This is a genomic window from Bacillus cereus group sp. BceL062 (assembly GCF_051780025.1).
Taxonomy (GTDB): domain Bacteria; phylum Bacillota; class Bacilli; order Bacillales; family Bacillaceae_G; genus Bacillus_A; species Bacillus_A toyonensis.
The window spans coordinates 149173-170062 of record NZ_JBPWGY010000002.1 but is presented as its reverse complement, the minus strand read 5'-3'; the positions used below and the strand labels follow the sequence as shown (position 1 = coordinate 170062).

Sequence of the window (20890 nt, the reverse complement as noted above, 5' to 3'; positions counted from 1 at the left end):
TTCATGATGTTGTTTCTCCCTTCTCTTTTCCATAGTCTTTACTGACTAGAAGAGGACCGCAACCACAATACTTAAAATTCAATAAACCTCTTTAAAAGGTTGTATGTGTTCTACCCCCATCTTCTATATGCTTCCTTAAATAATAGTACCTATGGAGTTCCATAATGAAATGAAACAAAATAAACGAAAGCATGGAGTATACACACAGTAATACAATTGCTACCATCTTTTGTGTTGCAAAACCAAGACTGATATTAGCAACGAGTTGACCCAATCCTATAAAAGCAACTACTCCGAAACCAGAGTTTTTTTTCGATGATTTTGATTTTTTGATTGGTTCCTGAAGTTTTTTAATATGATTTTTATAATAATAATTCAAAGCAAAAATATACAAACCAACCGAAAAAATAAAGTAGATGGGAGTTTGTAATCCTAACATTCCATATGCAAACTTTTGGGTTATAACTAATAATCCTACTGAACATACGATGCCAAATACCCCACGAAATAGAGTATATTGTAATTGCCGCTTCCTAGGATTTATAACAATCCATATTGCCCATAAATTTAAAAAAGCAACTGGTGGAACTATTATGTACATATATATCGGTTGAACAGGATTCGCAAAAGCAGGTAAAAGCACAAATATATCTGCTATCCCAATCACAAGAGTAATTATAGTCGATCTTATATCATTTGCAGCATAAAGAGCCATATAGTATTCAAAAGCTTTTTTATTATAATCTGTATTTTTTTTCATGTTAATTAAACCACCCTGCTACTGTTGACCAAGTTTTTTTCGCACCCGTGTTCACCATATCCTTAATACTATCATCTTCACCCTCACCATCTAAATCAACATCTCATTTTACACCTTCTGTGAAATATTATTCGCTTCTCGAAAAAAAGATCAACCCATTAATAAGATCTAGACTTATCAAAAATTTAAAAAAGCCAAAGATTTTGCTGGTATCGAATCTATTGGGACTCACACCATGCGCAAAACCTTCGGCTATTGGTTCTATAAACAAACTAAAGCTGTAGCCGTGTTGCAAGAAATTTCAAATCACAGCACACCACAAATCACACTAAAATACATTGGTATCAACAAAGAAGAAAAAGATAATATTCTTGATACATTTTTTATTAAAATTTATCGAAAATCAACATAGATTTCCTTTTCCATACTGATTACACATCTTTTGTAGATTAATAATATCAATATGTCCAAGTTTAGTAGATTACTTGCAAGAATTTCGCACCAAAACCACCTTAAATCAGTATGCCACAATTATCATAAAACAAGTTAAACAGCAACGTAATCAAAAGTTATTCGAAGCATCTAGAGCAGCATATGAAATTGGCAGAAAGGCAGATATTTAGATAGAAAAGAATTTTTTTCATAAAAAAGACATACTAAATTATAGCATGTCATCTTTTAAAGATTTCTCCCAAGACGTTTAAAGTATTCTTACTAAAAGGATATTTATAAACAAAAGCTTTATTTACATTTCTAATAACTTTTCACGTAAAACTAATTCTTCATCTGTCATGTATCCTTTATGCATTTCTTCTGTGATTTTATCGTAGTTAAAACACAACACATTCTCATTACCTATAAATCCAATAGGGTAAAGAACACCTACATAATCAAATTCACGTTTATCTTCTGAAATAGCCATTCTGCCAATAATCATAACGCTTTGTTCCATATCTTCTAGCTTAACTACTGTTCCAATTGGTAATAGTTTCATTGATACTTTTGCCTCCTAAATATTAAATGAATTTCGCGAATTATAAATCTACTGTTTTTTCTTATTGTCTATACGTTTATAGATATACTCTACTGTAAAGTATGCAATAACATTGCAAATTAGTAGCACACCTATAAGTAAAAGTTTATCTTCTAACCGTATAGTAGAAGAAGCCCCAATTAACAACATAAACATAATACATACAGTAAAAGTCAGAATTCTATTTATTGTACGCATATCTTAATTACTCCAGTCTTATATTAATCCCGTTTTTTTGTAAATTTATCATAAAATTTCTCTTGCGCCCACCGTCCGAATTTTAAAAAACATATTAAACCTGCTCCCAAAAGAATGAGAACGATAGTTCCTAACAATTTTTCCCACCAATTGTTGGATGGAGTAATCATTAACCCTATAATAGATACGGATATTACGACATACACTAAAATATATAATGGTTTATACGATGGTGTTTTCATATCATTTTTTCTCCTCAGGTTTTTCAAATTTAAAACTACTTCCCACAGTAAACCCCTCTAAAACAGGAACTGTTATACCAGTTTCTTTTCCAACGCTACCTTTCAAACCTATTGCACCCAATCCCAAATCACCTTTAATTTTTAGGTCTGTACCTCCAATAATTGGCAACCAATCTGGAAAATGTAGCATACTTACCTCTACTTCATACTTAAGTGTAGAAGCTTCCGATGCTGCTTTTAAGGAGTAATCGTCAATACCTGCTACAACTTCTCCTGAAAAAATTTTTTGAGTAACTGTAACCTCTCTATCTTTTAATTGTATAATACCTAAAGGTGTCATGAAAGGAATTGTGGATTTAAATTTATATGAGTTATCTAAAATACCTGCTTCCCCTTTTAAGCCAATAACTTTACTAGCAAATACATCTTCTTTTAAACTCTTCCAATCATAGGGTATATTCACATCCAATTGCCCAGCTATAGCCTTTGTTGAAAGCTCATCAATATATCGTTCCTTAGTAAGCTTATCACCATTAGAGAAGCTGCTCTTTTTTTCCATTATAGACCCTTCAGCCTCAAATCCAACTCGCTTTCCTTCTTTACCCTTTACTGATCCCTCCATGAACTTAGCATCTTCGTCTCGTGAATTTTTCTTATCTGCTTCAAGAGTTTTCTTTTCTGTAATTTTCTGAATAGGCGCTATCCAATCCATATTCAATCCTTGTGTACTAAATGTACCGCTGACAACACTAAACCCTTTCCCACTTTGAACTTCCGCAAGACCTGCAGCAATGCTAGTTGCTAATTGAAGTGCTGTACTATAATTATTACTAGAGGTCTGATTGAATTGATACAAATGATCCAGCTTTTCTTGCAGTTTTTGCCTCATAACAATAAAAAGATTTACCATGGCATCCATACCCGGCATTGGCATAGCTTGATTGACAGCTTCCATACTTGTTTTCATTCGGTCAATTTCTCGAATTTGTTCTAACACTTCTTGTTCAATAACATCTGCCTGAGCTACTTGTGATTGAAATTGACTTGGAAAGGCATTATTCTGACGGATTAGCTCTTCACATAAGTAAATAATTCCTTGCGCTAAAGGACGAAAGGTTTGTACAAAAAATGCTTTTGCACTGCTATATGTTTGCCCCTGTAACACAGTATCAGTTGCAAAAGCGTCAATCGACTGAATGGCTTGTTCCATACCTTGAATGGTAGCGGTACATACAGCATTCATACTTTGAGTTTGGCTTCGTACTTCTCCCAAATACATATTTAAACTCATGCATTGACCTCCCTTGCTAATTGTTGTTGTTGATAGGAAAGGGCGTTTTCTAAATCATTAAGGTCTCGTTTTTCTTTAAGCAACGTTTCTTTTTTGTTTTCCAATTCAAATGTGACTTTTTGTTCAATATGTTGTGCATCTTGATACGTATTCATAAAAAACTGGGACATTTCTCTATCACCATGCCAAGTTCCTAAAATTCGATCAAACAAACGACGATTTCGACTTCTACATTCATAAAAATCTGCTTCCGCTTGTTCTTGAGCTTGAATCGCAGATTGATTTCGGTCTTGTTCTTCAAATACACTTCGTAACTTTTGATTTACTTGATTAATTTGTTTTTCAATATCTTGACTCATCTTTTTCCTCCTACTATATTACTTTACGTAGGTTGTCACATTAGCGAAAAGTATTGTGAAGTTCGTTATCCATTCTCTCAAATTCATTAGATACCGAATGAATATTATCAACCGCTTGTTGAAAGGCAGCGGAAAATTGTTTCGTCAAGTCTAACATTTGTTGATTCGCTTCTTTTGCTTTGAAGTTAACAGATAATGTTGTACGCGTCGCCTTTGTTATAGAACGAGTTGTTGCACTTTGAATCCTATCAGAGGCTGATGCCATTTTCGTAGCAATTTGCGTTGCTGTTTGTAAATTACTTTGAAATTGTCCCATTCTTTCAAACCCTTTCTATAAGTTTTCCAAACGCATCAAAGAAATCTCATAAAATATATATCCCTATCAATATCACTCGCTCTAGGCATGCAATCAAATGAGCCATACAATATAAGCTGTATGGCTCATTTGAAATGCTTGTTATATAGAGTAAAGCAATTTTTATTTCAAACCGAAATTACGTGATAATTCTTCATCATGAGAAGCAACAGCCTCTGCAGTTTTATTAAGCTGCATATTAATTTCTTGCAATAGCTGTGCAAAGTTTTGTACTTTTGGCTTTAATTCATTGAACTGTTGATCAAAACCTTCGAAAGCACGACCTTCCCATTCTCCTCTTAATTCATTTTGTAAGTTTTGTAATTGACGTAAAATATCCTCAATTTGATTTGCACCTTGTCCATATCGAGTCGCTTTTGATTTAAGCTCCTCTGGTGACATACGAATTTGTCCAGCCATTTTCATTTCCCCTTTAATACATAATAAGCAAAATATATATTGGTTAATTTTACTAAACATATTATAATCTATTATTCTGAACTTTTAAACATTTTATCTTTCTATTGAATATTAGAATATTATCAATTCTAATCATTAAATATTCTACTTCTTCTCGCTTTAATTGTTTCTAAAATATAGAAAAGAATCCCTAGATCAAATATCTTTTCAGCGTTAGAGATATTATTTCCGAATGTAATAATAGTTGCATTTAATCCAAATCTTTCATTCCATAGCAGCAAATGTTCCGTCGATGTGAGAAAGAGCATACACAGCGCCCTCAACACTATCTATTGGATGTAAAATTGTGTTTAATATTCCTTTAAGTTCATCTAACACCGCTTCATTTTGCCTTTTTTGTAGTTATGATATTGCCCGATAATAGGAGTATTTTCTATCTGGCGAATAAATTTTTCGTACAACTGATCCATCGCTTCTACGTTATTTTCAACAGTATCTTTAAGTTTATCAAACAACGTTTCTTCTATGTTCTTCGTTTACCTGAACTCGATTTTCTTTATCTAAAAAAGCATAATTCATTCATATATAATTTAAAAACCTCTACTTATATGTAGGGGTTTTTGTATGACGAAAAAACACGTAGTTCCATTGTTATTTTACAAACCCCAAATTCTTCCTCATCTTAAAGTGGAACAAATTTATCACTTAGAGTGTCTAATAAGTGTATTTCTAATATTAGTTGTCCAGATTGGATACAACATATCCCGTTTGACATCTATTTTTATGTATTACAAAAAAATGAAAGGACTTATTATTCCCAAAAGTAAAAACATGTATTGTAATACTTTCACAGGTGAACCATTACAAGTGAAAACAAAAAAGAAACAACCCAAACCGTGACTTATCAATCATATAAACGTTTTTGATGTCATTTAACCTGTGAGATATTAACTGCAGTAGTATTGTTCCCCTATGCCATCTTTAATTGCATTGGTATTTAGAATACCTAGACAAAATCCATATATTCTTGAAAGAGGTTGAAAATTTATGTTCATTTTAAACAAGTTCTTAAACATTTTACATTACAAAAAGATTGTACCTGTAGTATTGCTTTCATGTGTATCACTTATAGGCTGTTCCAATAGTAACACTCAATCTGAATCACCTAAACAAACGAATCAAGCTAATCAAATTAAACAAGAAAATACAGGTAATCAATCTTTTGCTAAACTTGAAAAAGAATATGATGCTAAGCTTGGTATTTATGCACTGGACACAGGTACGAATCAAACTGTTGCTTATCATTCAGATGATCGTTTTGCATTTGCATCTACATCTAAATCATTAGCTGTGGGCGCTCTTTTACGCAAGAACTCATTAGAAGCTCTTGATCAAAGGATTACGTATACTCATGAAGATCTTTCTAATTATAATCCAATTACTGAAAAGCATGTTGATACAGGAATGACATTAAAAGAACTTGCAGATGCTTCAGTTCGATATAGTGACAGCACAGCACATAATTTGATTCTTAAACAGTTAGGCGGCCCCTCTGAATTTGAAAAAATCTTGAGAGAAATGAGAGATACTGTTACTACTTCAGAACGATTTGAACCTGAATTAAATGAAGTGCATCCAGGAGAAACACATGATACCAGTACACCAGAAGCGATAGCTAAGACACTTCAATCATTTATATTAGGAACTGCACTTTCAATAGAAAAACGTGAACTATTAGTAGATTGGATGAAGAGAAATACAACTGGAGATAAATTGATTCGTGCGGGCGTACCAAAAGGATGGGAAGTAGCTGATAAAACAGGCGCGGGATCTTACGGAACAAGAAATGATATCGCAATTATTTGGCCACCAAATAAAAAGCCGATTGTTCTTGCTATACTTTCTAATCATGATAAAGAAGATGCTAAATACGATGATAAACTTATTGCAGACGCAACCAAAGTCGTGTTAAATACCTTAAAAGCTACGGAATAAAGGATAATAGGTTAAAAGTTTTCTATTTTAGGCGGGTGTTTTCATCAACTAAAAATTTAATAGTGTCCCAAAAACGAAATTTGGTGCTAACTTGTAATAAAAAGCTCATTTTTACGTTCTGGGGTGGTTCTATTTTCTTAAGGTGATGGCGATTTGGTGCTACCCCTAAAACATCTGGACTATAATAGCCAATAAAAAAATGCAAACAAAACGCCCCTTAATCCGTCGTTTTGTTTGCATTTCCTTTTTCTAAAACCACAGAAAAGATAAGTACTATAGTTAACAGCATAATAAACCTTACTTCACTTCCATCACTTACAAAAAATGAATACAAAGTATAAATTAAAATTAATATTCCATAAATAATTTTGTGCAATGTACTCCCTCCTTTTTGCCGTATATATTTTAGTATAAAAGTTTGATTCAAGTCCTATATCCAAATGAAAATCACCTGTTATATACACAAATTACTTTTCTCTTGTTAATTTATCTATTTTCTTTTTATAACTCAAATTTCTTCGAATCGTACTTTTCTAGAGTTTGCTGCAATTCATTTTGTTCATATTGAGTATGCTTATCTGTCTGTACATCTTCAACATTTTCTCCACCTGTTAATAATCTCCTGTACTTAAAAGAGTGCCCTGTTAATACTGTTGTAATCATTTTGTATTGCCCTCCTTTTGTTTGATTACTTGCATCATAAAACAAGTATCTGAAGTTGATATGTAGTTTATCTAGAGTGTATGTAAATTTAAAAAATCTCTAATAAAATGTTTGTATTGTAACGTTACCACCAAAACTAGCGCTTCCAACACCATGATTTGAAGAGACAGTAACCCATATTTTAGCTTGAATTCCCGCTACAGTTCTATATTCACTAAAACCAGTTGATCCCTATAATATAAAAAGAGCACCACTTTTTGGATGCTCTTCGTTATAACTATATATTATTTAATTTCCTTCTTTTGCTGGTACCATTTTTCCTTCTTGAGAGTCTGTACCCTCTGTTCTTTCAACAGTTTTTGCATGTTCTAGTTTTTCAGGGGCTCCCATTTCAAATCCAGGTTGAGAATCTGTACCTTCTTTTGTTGGTACCATTTTTCCTTCTTGAGAACCTGTACCTTCTGTTCTTTTAACAGTTTTTGCGTCTCCTTTAGGAGTTGCTGGCACTGCATCTTTAGGTAAATCAAAGTTTTGTGAGAAAGACGTTGTTCCATCTGCACTCTGTGTAATTACTTGATTTGAACTATTTTCATTTGACTTTAAATTGTCCATTTTCGCATCATCTGCACCTACTGCACCTCCCGCTACCAATCCTGTACTTAAAAGTGCTCCTGCTAATAATGTTTTAATCATTTTTCATTACCTCCTGTTTATTTGTAATATTCATCAAAAAAGTATCTAGAGTTAATGTTTTAGTCATTATCTTTATCTACTTGCTTTTTGATTACATTTAGCATAAGACAAGAATCTATAGTTGATATGGACCGTATCTGGAGATTATGTAAAGAAAAATAGATGATCAATTGTATATCCTAATGAATGCTTAGACAAGATTGAAACTTTATATGAGTTTAAACAATTGAGTTCCCCTTTGTTTTTGGGTGTGTGGTTTTTAGCTGGAGTGGAGTGAAATGAGGGACTAACCTTTTCTAATATGAAAGCAAACTTTTTATTATTAGTTTACATTCAAAACACTGTAAATAAAGCTGTTAAAAATCCGTGAACAAAAAAAACATCTCATTGATGTCCAATCCATCTGTAGCAAAAAACAAATCGAAGATATGAAGTGGGCTCTTAAACGTCATTGCTCCAAACGAGATTATATTTTGTTCCTATCTACTCCCTATCATAATTAAGTATGAGAATTATGCATTTTTAACCATTAAATTTTATAAAAAAATACTCTATGAATGATAATTCATAGAGTATAACATAACACACAATTATAAATATTTTTATTTACCTTCTATATTTTTAAGATAATTCGCTAAACGAATCTTGTCATTTTCATTATCGGGAGTAATACCAAGGTATTTGTATTTCCATATTATCTCCCTTTCTGTAGGATTATGTTCAGGCGATAGCACGTCTGTATAATCATATTCTATTTTGAATTTTCCTGAATCATGTAGAGTTAATGTCAAGTTTGTCCATAATTCTTGTTCGTTTTCCTTAAATTCTTCACGTAATTTCTCTAATGCGTCGTATAGTTCGAATAATAAGTCATCATAAATTCCCTCATCTACATCATATACTTTTGGGATATTATTCGAATAAATAAATCCATCTTTTTTAGGGGAAGTAAAGAAGAAATACGCTTCTGTCGAATCTTCTAATGATTCAGCATATAGATAAATCTCGTTCCATTCTCCAGGTATAATTTCATCTATTTTTGTACCTATTTCTTGATAAATTATTTCCATTTTTTTAGTTTCCATACTTATCCTCCAGATTGATTTTTCATCCTAATTTTTTTAATTTCTCCATTAATCTCATAAGCTATTTTAAATTGAGAAGGTCTTATACTATCATCCGAATATATAGGCTCTATTTTTACTTTTACCGTTTTTCCATCCGCTAAAGCTTGCGACCACTTTTGTTCAAGACTATACCATTTACCACCAGAACGATTTATTTGTGAATTCATTGCCACCAAATTATCAATATCACCAGATCCCTCAAACATACTTGCGATTAAATGACCCCATCATCATCTTTTAATCTATCATTTCTTCCATTTGGTCCATTTTGCCCAGCTTTTCGTTGTGCATAAGGATTACTTTTAGCATCCCCTATTTTTAATTCTCCTTCTACACTGGTAATTCGCCTCTCACTATCAGTTTTATAAGTATGACCTGATGGTGATGTATACTCTACATCTGGTGCAAGTACTTTTCTGCGTTTAACTCTTTCATAATGATCTCCATATTTTACTTTAGCGGATAAAAGAGTATCCTTTGCTTGGTTAAACCCAGGCATATTAAATCCGGATCGTCCACCACTTCGAATATATGAACAATTCGACCCAACATATCAACTTACCTACAAATTCCGCAGAAACTACCGCCAAAATCCCCCAGCAATCCCACCCCCGCTCCTTACAAAGAAAACAAAAAAGCACCAGGTCCCCCCAATGCTTTTCCTCAAATCTAAAATAAATGACAAGCCACCTTATGCCCTTTCGCAATCTCGACCATCTTCGGTACTTCCTGCGCGCATTTTTCAGTGGCGAATTTGCAGCGCGTTCTGAATTTGCAGCCGGATGGTGAGTTGAGCGGGCTTGGAACTTCACCTTGCAGGATGATTCGTTCTTTGCCTGCGTTTGTTGGGTCTGGTTCTGGCATGGATGAGAGTAGTGCTTGTGTGTATGGATGTGCCGGTTTTGTGTATAGGTCTTCACTGTCGGCAATTTCTACTATGTTTCCTAAGTACATGACTCCGATTCGGTCTGATATGTGTCTTACCATAGATAGGTCATGTGCGATGAATAAGTATGTGACGCCTGTTTCTTCTTGGATATCTTGCAGCATGTTTACGACTTGTGCTTGGACTGAGACGTCGAGTGCTGAGATTGGTTCGTCACATAGGATGAAGTCCGGTTTTACAGATAGTGCGCGCGCGATGCTAATTCGCTGTCTTTGGCCTCCGCTAAATTCGTGCGGGTAGCGATATAGGTGTTCTTCTTTTAGGCCAACTTTTTTGAGTAGGTCTAGAATGATTTCTTTTCTTTCTTCGGCTGTGTAAGAGCCGTGAATGTTCATCGGTTCGCTAATAATTTGGAACACATTCATTGCCGGGTTTAATGACGCGTATGGATCTTGGAAAATGATTTGCATTCGTTTTCGATATTCTTTTAGTTCACTTTCCTTTAAGCTTGCGATATCTTTTCCATCGAATAAAACGTTGCCTGAAGTAACATCGTGTAAACGAATGATACTTCTTCCTGTCGTTGATTTTCCGCAGCCAGATTCTCCTACTAATCCGAATGTTTCACCCTTTTTAATTGTGAAGCTAAGGTCATCGACTGCTTTTAATTGCTCTGTTTTTCTGCCGAATAGTCCTTTTTTAATAGGAAAATACTTTTTTAAGTTCCGAACTTCAATTAAGTTTTCTTCATGCATGAGAATCACCTACCGCCCTATCATTTAGCCAGCACATAGAGCGTCTTTCGTTTCCGATTTCAAAATATGGCGGACGTTCTTTTTCACAAATGTCCATCTTATGCGGACAACGCTCTGCGAATGGGCAACCTTTCGGCGGATGTAGTAAGTTTGGTGTTACACCTTGAATTGGCGCGAGTCTTTCTTTTACGCCGTTCGATATTTTCGGCAAGGAGTTTAATAGCCCTTTCGTATATGGATGATTCGGCGATTGGAATATATCAAGTACAGGTCCTTCTTCCATAATAAGCCCGCCGTACATAACGATGACACGTGTACAATTTTGCGCGACAATTCCTAAGTCGTGCGTAATAAGAAGTAACGCCATATTCGTTTCGTTCTTTAAGCTTTTCATTAAATCTAGTATTTGTGCTTGTATCGTTACATCAAGTGCTGTCGTCGGTTCGTCCGCAATGAGAAGGTCTGGATTACAAGACATCGCCATTGCGATCATAACTCGCTGCTTCATACCGCCGCTTAGTTCATGCGGATATTGTTTTACCCTTTCTTCTGGTGAAGAAAGACCGACTTGTTTTAACAAGTTGATCGCGATCTGCTCTGCTTCTTTCTTTTTCACTCTTTGATGTCGTATAATTACTTCCGTCATTTGCTTCCCAATTTTCACGACTGGATTTAGCGCCGACATTGGATCTTGAGAGATAAGTGAAATTTGATTTCCTCGAATAGAACGCAATTCTTTTTCAGATTTAGAAAGGATGTTTTCATTATGAAAAAGAATCTCTCCTTCTTTCACTTTCCCTGGCGACGTAACGAGAGACATAACGGATTTTGCCATTACACTCTTTCCGCTTCCAGACTCCCCAACGATACCGACTACTTCTCCTTTATTTAAGCGGAATGTAACGCCGCGAACTGCTTCAACTTCGCCACTTTCTATGAAAAAAGAAGTCTTTAAATTTTTCACTTCTAGTAGTTTTTCAGACACGTTTCTCACTCCTCTCACTTAACACGTTAGTTTTCATGTCCAGCTCCTTTTGGTGCGAAAGCTTTCTTAAGCGCTTCACCAATTACGTTAAAACTAAGTACCGTTAAAAGGATAAGAAATCCTGGGAAGAGTGTTAAATACCAAGCTTCACCAATATATCCTTGCGCATTGTTTAGCATGCTGCCCCAAGAAGAATCTGGTTCTCTAATACCTAAACCTAAGAAGCTAAGTGATGATTCCATTAAAATTGATGTCGCAATAGTTAATGTCGCGGCGATTATAATGGTTGATAAAATGTTAGGAATGATATGTCTTACAATTATCATGAGTGATTTTTGTCCTGATACTTTTGCGTATAAAACGTACTCTCGCTCTTTTACAGATAACGTTTCTGCCCTTACGATACGCGCAGTGTCCATCCACGTTAGTAATCCAATAATAAGAACTAACGTCGTAATTCCTGGTTTTAAATACGCATTTAATAGTAGCATTAAAAAGAATGATGGAATTGACATAAGTACTTCAACAACTCGCATTAAAAAGTTGTCTAACTTTCCGCCAAAATATCCGCTAATTGTTCCAACTGCAGTGCCGATTGTAATAGAAACAACCATCGCAAGGAAACCGACCGCAAGTGAAACGCGTCCGCCATATAACGCCCTCGTTAAGTAATCCCTTCCATAATCATCCGTTCCGAAAGGATGACTTAAACTCGGTTCTTGTAAACGATCTGGAATCGACATTTTACTAGGATCGTATGGCGATACGAATGCAAAAATTGATGCGATCGTTAAAACCGAAAGTATAATAACTCCCATTACTACAAACTTATTTTTTGTAAAACTACTTTTTATCGTTTGAAATCTCCTATTATTCATTCCAAATCACCCCCTCATGCGAATGCGTGGATCTACTACGCCATATAAAATATCAGCAATTAAGTTACCGAGAATTAACATGAATGATGATAGTAATGTAATTGCCATGATAATCGGATAATCAAATCTAAAAATAGCATTTACCCCCAGTGAACCAAGTCCTGGCCATGAGAATACTGTCTCCGTAATAAACGCTCCGCCTACTAAACTTGGAATCGATAATCCGAAAATTGTAATGATCGGTATTAATACATTTCGAAGTACGTGATTAAATAACACTGTTTTCTTTGAAGCGCCGTACGCATATTGAATTTGTACATATTCTTCTTCTAATTGCTGAATCGTACTTGAACGAATATATCTCATATAAACAGATACATTTTGGAACGCTAGCACCATGCAAGGTAAAATGCCGTGTTGCACAATATCCCAGACAGAATCTTTACCTACGGTGCGCATACCCATACTCGGAAGTAGGTTCAATTTTAAAGAGAATAAGTAGACTAATAGTAGTGCAAACCAGAAAACCGGCATAGAAATACCAACGTATGAAATAAAGTTTATAATGCGGTCAAAGTATGAATTCTTTTTCACACCTGTAAATAATCCAAGTGGTATTGCGATTACGAATGAGATGAGTAAAGATGATCCCATTAACCCAATTGTTGCAGGTAATCTTTCTGTGATGAGCTCCAAAACAGGACGATGATTTTGAAGTGAGTAACCAAAGTTTCCTGTTAAAATGTTTTTCAACCATAAAAAATACTGCACGTAAATGGGTTGATCTAGTCCTAAACTTTTGCGAATACGCTCCACGTCAATTGGACTCATATTCGGCGTGACAAAGTTTCGAACCGGATCCCCTGGCGCTAATTTTATTAATAGAAAAGAAATAATAGAAATAACAAATAAAAGTGGAATTGCATTTAAAAGTCTCTTTGCAATTACTTTATACACAAACTTCCCCCCTCAGGATAAAGCGAAACTTTAATCAGCCTGCACCAATTAGGCTTTAACGGACAATCCGACGACTCCCGCCCTACTTTCCTCGCATTCTTCGAGTTTTGAGGAGGGAGTCTTACTGCCCGTTAAAGCGGGATAAAGAAGCTGATTTCCACCAGCTTCTTTACTGTTTCTTATTTCACTTCATAAATCTTAGATAGATCTTCAAACATTGTGACAGGAATTGCTTTCGCTTCTTTCAATCCATCAAACTTTTTATCTACTGCAATAACTGCTTTCGGATAAGCGATTGGTAGATAAGGTACGTCTTCTCTAGCTGTCTCTTGAATTTTATGGTATAGCTCTGCGCGTTTTGTTTTATCAGTTTCAACTGCAGCTTCTTCCCATAACTTATCGAAGTCAGCATTTTTATAACGTGCATAATTGTATTCTGCATTACTTAAGAATAAGCTCTTATATGAATCTGGCTCAGGTCCCATAATGTAACCACCAAATGTAATGTCATATTCTTTATTCTCTTTATCTAAGCCTTTTTCGCTTGCCGCACTAGCATCTAATGCATTTAGTTCAACTTGTAAGCCAACTTCTTGTAATTTTTGTTGTGTATATAACGCTAAGCTTTCCATAATTTTATTATTCGTTACATACATAACTCGTACTTTTTCTTTATCTTTCACGCCAGCTTTTGCTAATAAATCTTTCGCTTCTTTTTTATCATACTTATAGTCTTTAATATCTTTCGCATAATACATAGCATCTGGCGTTAAGATTGAATTTGCTGGTTCTGCAAATTCACCTGAAACGAATGCTGAGTTAATCATTTCTTTTTTATCTAACGCATGCGCAATTGCTTGGCGTACTTCTTTTTTCTTCATCAAATCTGTATTCATGTTATAAGATAAGTAGAATAATCTACCTTCAGGGAATGTCACCATTGAGAAGTTCCCAGTGCTATCTAATTTCTTAAAGTCTTGCGGCTCAATCATCTTCATGTTGATTTGACCATTTTGCAGTGAAACATTTGCTGTATTACGGTCTTTTACAACGCGGTATACGATTGAGTCTAATTTAGCTTTACCACCTACATAATCATCGAATCGATCTAATGCAACGTACTCATCTGATTTATACTCTTTAAACTTAAACGGACCTGATCCAACAGGCTGTAAGTTTTTCGTACTCTTCGCTAAATCTGCTTCCCCTTCAAATACATGTTTCGGAATTGGGAAGAAATCATTCATTACACCTTCGAAAGATGCACTTACTTGCGGTAAAACAAATTGAGTCGTTAACTCATCTACTTTTTTCACCTCAAGCGGTTTTCCTTTAAAAATAAAGTTTTCACGACTTGAGCTATTTTGCTTCTCATCTAAAATAGATTGGAATGTAAATGCTATATCGTCTGATGTAATTTTCTTACCATCATGCCATTTTAAATTATCTTTTAATTTCAACGTCCACGTTAATTGATCTTCTGAAGGCGTAAAGCTCTCAGCAAGAACAAACTTTTTCTTACCGTCTTCCATGTGATATAGCGGCGCATATAAAGCTTGCTGCACAGTTAATGACACACGATCGTTCGCATAAAGCGGATTCATCGTATCTGGATTATCGCTAACACCAATCGTTAACGCCCCTCCATCTTTCGGATTCCCTGACTTACTAGTGCCCGCTTGCTTCGAAGAATCTTTTTCCCCAGAACAAGCCGCTAATGCAATAAGTAGTATTAGGACAAATGGTAATGCAAATAACTTCCGTTTCATCTTTCGGCCCCCTCGAACTGTTTATACCCATAAGAAAACTCGGAATTAATTCCGAGTTTTCTTATAAGTTTTAAATTACCACTACCAGTATATAAAGTCAAACTTTTTTGTAAATGTTGAAAGTTTTAAATCTATTAATAGAAACGAATACCTCCCACAAAAAAAGACCACCAAAAGGCAGCCTCAAAACTCAATCCTATTCCCTATCCCACGCTCCACCGCTTTCTCATACAAATACTTCGCAACGATAATATCTACTACAGCCAAGCCAACTGATTTGAAAATAGTAATCTCTTCCTCATTCTCTCTACCAGCTTTTTCACCGCTTATAATTTGACCAAGTTCGGCGTGTATGTCGCTAGCTTTAAATAAACCTTCTTTTATTGGCACTTGAAGATCGCCCGTTTCTTCTAATGCTGCTTCTTTTGATTCGACTACTACTTTGTTTGCGTTCGCGATGGCGTGAGATGGTAGTTCTTGCATGCTCGGTCTGAATGAACCGACGGCGTTTATGTGGACACCTTTTTGTAGTTTTTCTGAGAAGACTGGTGTGGATGCATTTGTTGTTGTGACGATGATGTCTGCTTCGCTTATCGCTTCATTTGGATTTCTATAAACGTAAGCAGGTTTGCCGAATGTCGTTTGTATATGTTGCGCGAATGCATACGCTTTTTCTTCCGTTCGATTGTATAAAATGACTTTTTCAATATTTTTAACCGCTAATACTGCTTCTGCAATTCCTTTCGCCTGTTCACCGGTTCCAATAATACATAAAGTTTTTGCGTTATGACGAGCTAAATGTTTTGTTGCTACTCCTGATAAGGCACCTGTTCGGATCATCGTTAAGTACGATCCTTCTAAAAGTGCGAGTGGTTCTCCCGTTTGAAAGTCTGATAGCATTACAATCCCGTTTATCGTTTTCTTTCCTATCTTTTTGTTCTGCGGGGCGACTGTTACTACTTTTAAGCCGAGCGCCTCAAGTCCTTCCGCTACTGAAGGCATAATTAATGCCGTATTTTGTTCGCTTGCAAATGGTAATGAAGTACGTATTGGTGTGATTGTTCTTTCTGCGGAAAATTCTTGTAAAGCAAGCGCCGCGTATGCAATGACTTCGTTCATATTTACTAAATTTCTTTGTTCTTCTGCGCTTATAACTAGCATATCTTTCCACCTCTCCCTTCTATCCCGTATTAACGGGCAGTAAGACTCCCATCTGAAAATTCGGTTGGACAAAGAAGTTATATGGGAGATCAACTGCCAGTAAAAACCCGATTGGTGTGGGCTAATAATCAATGGAGGATAAACCCCTCCGCTGATTAAAGTTTCACTTTATCCTAACAAAAATCCCCGATTCAAATCATCTCTCGGATCTAATACAAACTGATGAAATCCTGTAATAAATGCCTGCCCGGTTACTTTCGGAACGATTGCTTCATATTGAGCTACCTCTGTTACAGATAATACTTCTCCCACAAAATGACCATCTGTGATACATTCGTGGATAAAAGTTTCTCCCTTTTGTAAGGAACCTTTTTCAAAAAGAGTTGCGAGTCTCGCAGAAGTTCCTGTGCCGCAAGGAGAACGGTCTACTTGCCCGTCAGCAAAGATTGTCACATTTCGTAAAGTAGCATCTTTTTCTTTCGGTTCATCTGAGAAAATAACACCGTATATTCCTTTTAAACCTTCTTCCAATGAATGTTTTACTTCCATTTGACTTTCAATATAATGTTTAATTTTTCCGCCCCACGTTTGAATAGCAGGTAAGTCTTTGAAATCGACTTTCAAACCAAATTCTTTACTATCCACTACAGCATAAAAGGCTCCACCAAACGCGATATCTACTTGAAATTCATAGTTATCTATTTTGATAGGAACGTCTTTTTTATATACAAACGAAGGAACATTTTCAAATGATACTGACTCTACTTCACTCCCGTTAAACTTTGCGTACGCAATAACTTCCCCGGCAGGGCTATCAATAGTGAATTTTTGCTTTTCACCAGTCACTTCAAACATACCTGTTTCAATTCCTACTGTAATAACAGCAATAATGCCGTGACCACACATCGTACTCCAGCCTTCATTGTGCATAAATAATACACCAAAATCAGCATGAGCACTTGCGGGCGGCGTAATGATGCAACCGTACATTCCGTGATGCCCTCTCGGTTCATACATAAGAATTTCACGAAGGTGATCCAAATGTTCCATGCAGTATGCGCGTCTTTCTAATTGCGTTTCCCCTTTTATTTCTGGCACGCCGCCCGTAATAATTCGAAGCGGTTCCCCAGCTACGTGCGCATCAATAGTTGTGTATATTTTGCTAACCTTCATTTCTATCTCTCCCCTATATGTTGATACTATTTTTAATGCAAGTATCATGCCAACGGATAGAGTATAAAGTGAAGCTTTAATCAGTGGGGGTTTTGTTCATCCCCCACTGATTATTAGTTGAACCAATCGGGCTTTTACAGGCAGTTGATTCCCACCTAACTTCTCTGCTTTCGCTGAATTTTGAGGCGGGAGTCTTACTGCCTGTTAATGCGGGATAAATCTGTATACATTTTTCAAAAAAACATACACTACTGTCTACTTTTTTATACAGTAAACAGTTGGTGACTATTAGCCTCCAATTTAGCCCCACACTCACCAAACCTCAAAACAAAAAAATCCCCCGAAAACCCTGGGGGACCCATCAAACCCTCACCGCCACCACATCCGGCACTTGCTTAGCAATTTCCTCACCAATCTTTATACTTGCCGTTGCAGCTGGAGATGGTGCATTACAAATATGTAGAGAATTGATGCCAGGAATAATGCAAAAGTCATCAACCATATTTCCGTTTGATAAAATAGCTTGTGCCCTTACCCCTGCATGTGTTGGCACGATATCTTTCTCTGTTAGTTCTGGTATGAGGCGCTGTAAGCTTTTTAAAAATGATTGTTTACTAAATGAGCGCACCATCTCTTTTATGCCTTCTTTCATATTTGGCATCGCCATTTTCCAAAAGCCTGTGTATGTCATTGTTTCCATGAAGTCTTTCATATTAAAGTCCGTTTTCGTATAACCTTCGCGCTTGAAGCTTACTACTGCGTTTGGTCCTGCATGTACGTCTCCGTTTATCATTCTTGTAAAATGAACACCTAAAAACGGGAATTCTGGGTTTGGAACTGGATAAATTAAATGTTTTACAAGATGGCGTTTTTCTGGGACAAGTTCGTAATATTCACCACGAAACGGAACAATTTTCATATCAGTTAATATACCTGTCTTTTTCGCAATGCGATCACTATGCAAGCCAGCGCAGTTAATGAGAAATTTCGTTTTAAATGTGCCTTTGTTTGTCTCAATTGTTACGGCATCTTTCTTTTCCGTAATACGCTCTGCGGCTGTTCCTAAGTGTACTTCACCGCCGCTTTCTTGAATTAAGTGAGCAAATGCATAACTGACTCCTTTATAATCAGCAATCCCGCAAGAAGGAACACGGATGGCCCCTAGTCCCTTTACATGAGGTTCAATTTCAGCTAATTCTTCCTTATCTATTTTTGAAATGTGTAAATCGTTTTGTAAGCCTCTCTCATATAAATTATGTAAAAGAGGAAGTTCTTCTCTTTCTGTAGCGACAATTACTTTTCCGCACATGTCATAAGCGATGTCATTTTCTTTACAAAATTGAACCATAGCTGCATTTCCTTCTTTGGCAAACTTCGCTTTATAACTCCCTGGTTTATAATAAATGCCAGAATGAATTACTCCGCTATTATGTCCAGTTTGATGGTGTGCAAGTTCCTTTTCTTTTTCAATGATCGCGACTTTCGCACGAGGGAATTTTTTCGTTAAAGCCATTCCAGTTGATAGACCAACAATTCCTCCGCCAATAATTATAAAGTCATACACTCTAATTCCCCCTTAATCGTATAAAGTGAAACTTTAATCAGTGGGGTTTCGTCCATCCCCACTAATTATTAGTCTTCACCAATCGGGCGTTTACGGGCAGTTAATCTTCCACCTAACTTCTTTGCTTCAGCCGAATTTTAAGGTGGGAGTTTTACTGCCCGGCAAATAGTGGGATAAAAGGCAGGTCTATTCAAAAGACCTGCCTTACATATTATTTAGAAAAACAACCGCGCTGACGCATGAGTTCTCTATATAAATCTTTATTTTTCTCAAATGCAGCTCTTCCGTGCATCCAAAATAAATTGTTTAAAAGAACTAAGTCACCAACTGGTAATTTTAATGCATGTGTTGCCCGTGAGTTTTCAACTGAATAGGATAAGTCTTTCAAATAGTTTGCTTGTTCCATATTATCTGGATAAGCGAACTGATCAATAAAGCAAATACATGGTGCGTTATTTACATCAAAAAACGTTTCACGATAGACGATTTCTTGCGCATTTTTACTTGGTGGTGCTTTATACGTAATTTTAACAGATGCGAGTGAATGGTTTCTAAATTTTTGAAGATCTTCCCAATCGTCTAAATGTAGTAAACGAGATTCTCCTCCTACTGCATTTTGCTCTTCCATTTTCATCATAAGAAGCCAATCTGTCGGTTCATCAACGAATGTACCGTCTGTATGAAGTGTAAACAATCGGTACGCTTGACGAAGGTAAGAATCACTACTATCCGTATCTTTCACATTAAATCTTGCATAATACGTTCCTGTCATTGCATCGAAGTTTGGCGCCCCAATTAAATGTGTTAATGCTGTTGCAAATTTCACGTAGTCTGCTGGATCTGCCGTTTCACCTTGCACCCCAATTGTAAATCCGCCCGTTTCACGGTCATGAATAATGCCGCGAATGTTATCCATAAATGATTGCCCAAAAATCTTTCTCATTCCATCCGCAAGATTAAACCGTGAATACGGAATGTATTGTAATGACTGCTCTGAATGCTCTTTTACCTCTTCAAAAAACTGCTTAAGCAATTGCTGATTTAATATAATATGATATAAACGTTTATGCTCCGGATGAGGAATAATTTCATACCCCTCATATTTTTTTGCAAACTTCATCTTCGTACTTTGTTCTGTAATAATCGACATTTCAATTCCTCCCTAATTGAAATATGAAGAACGTATTGACGCTTTTTACAGACAGTTATCCTTATCTTCTTATGCCGAGATTTGGTCTTACTGCCCTAACAGCAAAAAGCCAGTCATACGCACCACGACAGAAAATCGTAGAAACGTACAACTGGCTTATCATTACGAGTGTCTTTAATCTCTTAAAGTACAATAATAATAGACAGTTCATATGAAAATATGTGCAAAACAGGAAAACAAGATCGAATTTAGAGAAGGCTAATTTCTCGAATGGATCTTATTAATTAAATAATAATTCTAAATATTCTAACTGTCAATTCGTTTTTTATTATTTCCTCGACATACTTTACACATTTTATAAATCCCCTTTTTTCGCTTCTTGTTTTACAACTTGAATTTCTTTTCACGTATTCATCTCACTTACTCCCAAATAAAATAAGCCAGTCGCATCTCTTTAAAGGAAATACAACTGGCTC

The 20890-nt window shown here is 35.8% G+C and carries 24 protein-coding genes and 3 pseudogenes; 3 read left to right on the top strand and 24 right to left on the bottom strand.

The window, feature by feature from the left end; all coding sequences use genetic code 11:
* Positions 1-91: 91 nt before the first annotated feature.
* On the bottom strand, positions 92-760 hold the full coding sequence (locus ACS2MN_RS06040) for a hypothetical protein (protein ID WP_052943406.1): 669 nt from the start codon (positions 758-760) through the stop codon (positions 92-94).
* A 127-nt stretch (positions 761-887) separates the two neighbouring features.
* Here ACS2MN_RS06040 and ACS2MN_RS06035 point away from each other — a divergent pair.
* Positions 888-1172: pseudogene (locus ACS2MN_RS06035) on the top strand (tyrosine-type recombinase/integrase); the annotation flags it as partial.
* Positions 1173-1505: 333 nt separating this feature from the next.
* On the opposite strand, the gene ACS2MN_RS06030 reads toward ACS2MN_RS06035, so the two are convergent.
* The 8 genes and pseudogenes from ACS2MN_RS06030 to ACS2MN_RS05995 form a co-directional block, all read right to left on the bottom strand.
* Positions 1506-1754, bottom strand: coding sequence for a DUF4176 domain-containing protein (locus ACS2MN_RS06030; protein ID WP_000771621.1), 249 nt, complete (start codon positions 1752-1754; stop codon positions 1506-1508).
* Between the two features lie 260 nt (positions 1755-2014).
* A complete protein-coding gene (locus ACS2MN_RS06025) occupies positions 2015-2233 on the bottom strand; it encodes a hypothetical protein (protein WP_000856866.1) in 219 nt (72 codons plus the stop codon).
* Position 2234: 1 nt separating this feature from the next.
* Positions 2235-3524: a T7SS effector LXG polymorphic toxin gene (locus tag ACS2MN_RS06020; protein WP_346994057.1), complete on the bottom strand. Its 1290-nt coding sequence runs from the start codon at positions 3522-3524 to the stop codon at positions 2235-2237.
* Entirely contained in the window at positions 3521-3883 is a 363-nt protein-coding gene (locus ACS2MN_RS06015) for a DUF3958 family protein (protein ID WP_052943409.1), read from the bottom strand. Before ACS2MN_RS06015 ends, ACS2MN_RS06020 begins: the two co-directional genes overlap by 4 nt.
* A 40-nt stretch (positions 3884-3923) precedes the next feature.
* Entirely contained in the window at positions 3924-4199 is a 276-nt protein-coding gene (locus tag ACS2MN_RS06010) for a TIGR04197 family type VII secretion effector (RefSeq protein WP_052943410.1), read from the bottom strand.
* A gap of 162 nt (positions 4200-4361) precedes the next feature.
* Complete coding sequence (locus tag ACS2MN_RS06005) at positions 4362-4658, bottom strand: WXG100 family type VII secretion target (RefSeq protein WP_000918596.1); 297 nt, start codon at positions 4656-4658, stop codon at positions 4362-4364.
* 128 nt (positions 4659-4786) lie between these two features.
* Complete coding sequence (locus ACS2MN_RS06000) at positions 4787-4966, bottom strand: hypothetical protein (protein ID WP_052943411.1); 180 nt, start codon at positions 4964-4966, stop codon at positions 4787-4789.
* A pseudogene (locus ACS2MN_RS05995) lies at positions 4926-5194 on the bottom strand (hypothetical protein); the annotation flags it as partial. The pseudogene ACS2MN_RS05995 and the gene ACS2MN_RS06000, both read right to left, overlap by 41 nt.
* A gap of 511 nt (positions 5195-5705) precedes the next feature.
* Here ACS2MN_RS05995 and blaIII point away from each other — a divergent pair.
* Positions 5706-6653 carry a class A beta-lactamase BlaIII gene (gene blaIII, locus ACS2MN_RS05990; protein WP_346994056.1) on the top strand — a complete coding sequence of 316 codons (948 nt, stop codon included), beginning with the start codon at positions 5706-5708 and terminating at the stop codon, positions 6651-6653.
* Positions 6654-6870: 217 nt separating this feature from the next.
* Here blaIII and ACS2MN_RS05985 read toward each other — a convergent pair whose 3' ends face one another.
* From ACS2MN_RS05985 to ACS2MN_RS05975, 3 genes are all read right to left on the bottom strand, one after another.
* Positions 6871-7029 (bottom strand): hypothetical protein, encoded by a 159-nt coding sequence (locus ACS2MN_RS05985; RefSeq protein WP_000548946.1) that lies wholly within the window; start codon positions 7027-7029, stop codon positions 6871-6873.
* Between the two features lie 125 nt (positions 7030-7154).
* Complete coding sequence (locus tag ACS2MN_RS05980; protein WP_000633632.1) at positions 7155-7316, bottom strand: hypothetical protein; 162 nt, start codon at positions 7314-7316, stop codon at positions 7155-7157.
* 288 nt (positions 7317-7604) lie between these two features.
* Positions 7605-8009 (bottom strand): alpha-ketoglutarate permease, encoded by a 405-nt coding sequence (locus ACS2MN_RS05975; protein ID WP_088056121.1) that lies wholly within the window; start codon positions 8007-8009, stop codon positions 7605-7607.
* A 362-nt stretch (positions 8010-8371) separates the two neighbouring features.
* Here ACS2MN_RS05975 and ACS2MN_RS05970 point away from each other — a divergent pair.
* Positions 8372-8491 (top strand): annotated as a pseudogene (locus ACS2MN_RS05970) (tyrosine-type recombinase/integrase); the annotation flags it as partial.
* Positions 8492-8611: 120 nt separating this feature from the next.
* Here the strand turns inward: ACS2MN_RS05970 and ACS2MN_RS05965 are convergent.
* From ACS2MN_RS05965 to glaH, 12 genes are all read right to left on the bottom strand, one after another.
* A complete protein-coding gene (locus ACS2MN_RS05965; RefSeq protein WP_098805364.1) occupies positions 8612-9094 on the bottom strand; it encodes an antitoxin YezG family protein in 483 nt (160 codons plus the stop codon).
* Positions 9095-9096: 2 nt separating this feature from the next.
* Positions 9097-9303: a DNA/RNA non-specific endonuclease gene (locus ACS2MN_RS05960; RefSeq protein WP_371411024.1), complete on the bottom strand. Its 207-nt coding sequence runs from the start codon at positions 9301-9303 to the stop codon at positions 9097-9099.
* Between the two features lie 47 nt (positions 9304-9350).
* Positions 9351-9635 carry a DNA/RNA non-specific endonuclease gene (locus ACS2MN_RS05955; RefSeq protein ID WP_200203694.1) on the bottom strand — a complete coding sequence of 95 codons (285 nt, stop codon included), beginning with the start codon at positions 9633-9635 and terminating at the stop codon, positions 9351-9353.
* A gap of 170 nt (positions 9636-9805) precedes the next feature.
* A complete protein-coding gene (locus tag ACS2MN_RS05950; protein WP_346994055.1) occupies positions 9806-10777 on the bottom strand; it encodes an ABC transporter ATP-binding protein in 972 nt (323 codons plus the stop codon).
* Positions 10770-11762, bottom strand: a complete 993-nt coding sequence (locus tag ACS2MN_RS05945) for an ABC transporter ATP-binding protein (RefSeq protein ID WP_200203693.1) — start codon at positions 11760-11762, stop codon at positions 10770-10772. Before ACS2MN_RS05945 ends, ACS2MN_RS05950 begins: the two co-directional genes overlap by 8 nt.
* 26 nt (positions 11763-11788) lie before the next feature.
* On the bottom strand, positions 11789-12640 hold the full coding sequence (locus ACS2MN_RS05940) for an ABC transporter permease (RefSeq protein ID WP_001065314.1): 852 nt from the start codon (positions 12638-12640) through the stop codon (positions 11789-11791).
* A gap of 6 nt (positions 12641-12646) precedes the next feature.
* Entirely contained in the window at positions 12647-13597 is a 951-nt protein-coding gene (locus ACS2MN_RS05935; protein ID WP_098709072.1) for an ABC transporter permease, read from the bottom strand.
* Between the two features lie 179 nt (positions 13598-13776).
* Entirely contained in the window at positions 13777-15366 is a 1590-nt protein-coding gene (locus ACS2MN_RS05930; protein WP_000823575.1) for an ABC transporter substrate-binding protein, read from the bottom strand.
* Positions 15367-15549: 183 nt separating this feature from the next.
* Positions 15550-16527, bottom strand: coding sequence for an ornithine cyclodeaminase family protein (locus ACS2MN_RS05925; RefSeq protein WP_346994054.1), 978 nt, complete (start codon positions 16525-16527; stop codon positions 15550-15552).
* Between the two features lie 168 nt (positions 16528-16695).
* Positions 16696-17748 carry a proline racemase family protein gene (locus tag ACS2MN_RS05920; RefSeq protein WP_015000183.1) on the bottom strand — a complete coding sequence of 351 codons (1053 nt, stop codon included), beginning with the start codon at positions 17746-17748 and terminating at the stop codon, positions 16696-16698.
* Positions 17749-18061: 313 nt separating this feature from the next.
* Positions 18062-19264 (bottom strand): L-2-hydroxyglutarate oxidase, encoded by a 1203-nt coding sequence (gene lhgO / locus ACS2MN_RS05915; protein ID WP_088056108.1) that lies wholly within the window; start codon positions 19262-19264, stop codon positions 18062-18064.
* 211 nt (positions 19265-19475) lie between these two features.
* Complete coding sequence (glaH, locus tag ACS2MN_RS05910; RefSeq protein ID WP_098821592.1) at positions 19476-20414, bottom strand: glutarate dioxygenase GlaH; 939 nt, start codon at positions 20412-20414, stop codon at positions 19476-19478.
* Positions 20415-20890 lie beyond the last annotated feature (476 nt).

Bases quoted from the DNA above. Each gene is read 5' to 3' on its own strand.
- ACS2MN_RS05925 (WP_346994054.1), bottom strand. From the start codon at position 16,527: ATGCTAGTTATAAGCGCAGAAGAACAAAGAAATTTAGTAAATATGAAC.
- ACS2MN_RS06010 (WP_052943410.1), bottom strand. From the start codon at position 4,199: ATGGGACAATTTCAAAGTAATTTACAAACAGCAACGCAAATTGCTACG.
- ACS2MN_RS05920 (WP_015000183.1), bottom strand. From the start codon at position 17,748: ATGATACTTGCATTAAAAATAGTATCAACATATAGGGGAGAGATAGAA.
- ACS2MN_RS05980 (WP_000633632.1), bottom strand. From the start codon at position 7,316: ATGATTACAACAGTATTAACAGGGCACTCTTTTAAGTACAGGAGATTA.
- ACS2MN_RS06015 (WP_052943409.1), bottom strand. From the start codon at position 3,883: ATGAGTCAAGATATTGAAAAACAAATTAATCAAGTAAATCAAAAGTTA.
- ACS2MN_RS06000 (WP_052943411.1), bottom strand. From the start codon at position 4,966: ATGCTCTTTCTCACATCGACGGAACATTTGCTGCTATGGAATGAAAGA.
- ACS2MN_RS06005 (WP_000918596.1), bottom strand. From the start codon at position 4,658: ATGGCTGGACAAATTCGTATGTCACCAGAGGAGCTTAAATCAAAAGCG.
- ACS2MN_RS05930 (WP_000823575.1), bottom strand. From the start codon at position 15,366: ATGAAACGGAAGTTATTTGCATTACCATTTGTCCTAATACTACTTATT.
- ACS2MN_RS05975 (WP_088056121.1), bottom strand. From the start codon at position 8,009: ATGATTAAAACATTATTAGCAGGAGCACTTTTAAGTACAGGATTGGTA.
- ACS2MN_RS05960 (WP_371411024.1), bottom strand. From the start codon at position 9,303: ATGAATTCACAAATAAATCGTTCTGGTGGTAAATGGTATAGTCTTGAA.
- ACS2MN_RS05965 (WP_098805364.1), bottom strand. From the start codon at position 9,094: ATGGAAACTAAAAAAATGGAAATAATTTATCAAGAAATAGGTACAAAA.
- ACS2MN_RS06020 (WP_346994057.1), bottom strand. From the start codon at position 3,524: ATGAGTTTAAATATGTATTTGGGAGAAGTACGAAGCCAAACTCAAAGT.
- blaIII (WP_346994056.1), top strand. From the start codon at position 5,706: ATGTTCATTTTAAACAAGTTCTTAAACATTTTACATTACAAAAAGATT.
- ACS2MN_RS05950 (WP_346994055.1), bottom strand. From the start codon at position 10,777: ATGCATGAAGAAAACTTAATTGAAGTTCGGAACTTAAAAAAGTATTTT.
- glaH (WP_098821592.1), bottom strand. From the start codon at position 20,414: ATGTCGATTATTACAGAACAAAGTACGAAGATGAAGTTTGCAAAAAAA.
- ACS2MN_RS06030 (WP_000771621.1), bottom strand. From the start codon at position 1,754: ATGAAACTATTACCAATTGGAACAGTAGTTAAGCTAGAAGATATGGAA.
- ACS2MN_RS06040 (WP_052943406.1), bottom strand. From the start codon at position 760: ATGAAAAAAAATACAGATTATAATAAAAAAGCTTTTGAATACTATATG.
- ACS2MN_RS05955 (WP_200203694.1), bottom strand. From the start codon at position 9,635: ATGCCTGGGTTTAACCAAGCAAAGGATACTCTTTTATCCGCTAAAGTA.
- ACS2MN_RS05940 (WP_001065314.1), bottom strand. From the start codon at position 12,640: ATGAATAATAGGAGATTTCAAACGATAAAAAGTAGTTTTACAAAAAAT.
- ACS2MN_RS06025 (WP_000856866.1), bottom strand. From the start codon at position 2,233: ATGAAAACACCATCGTATAAACCATTATATATTTTAGTGTATGTCGTA.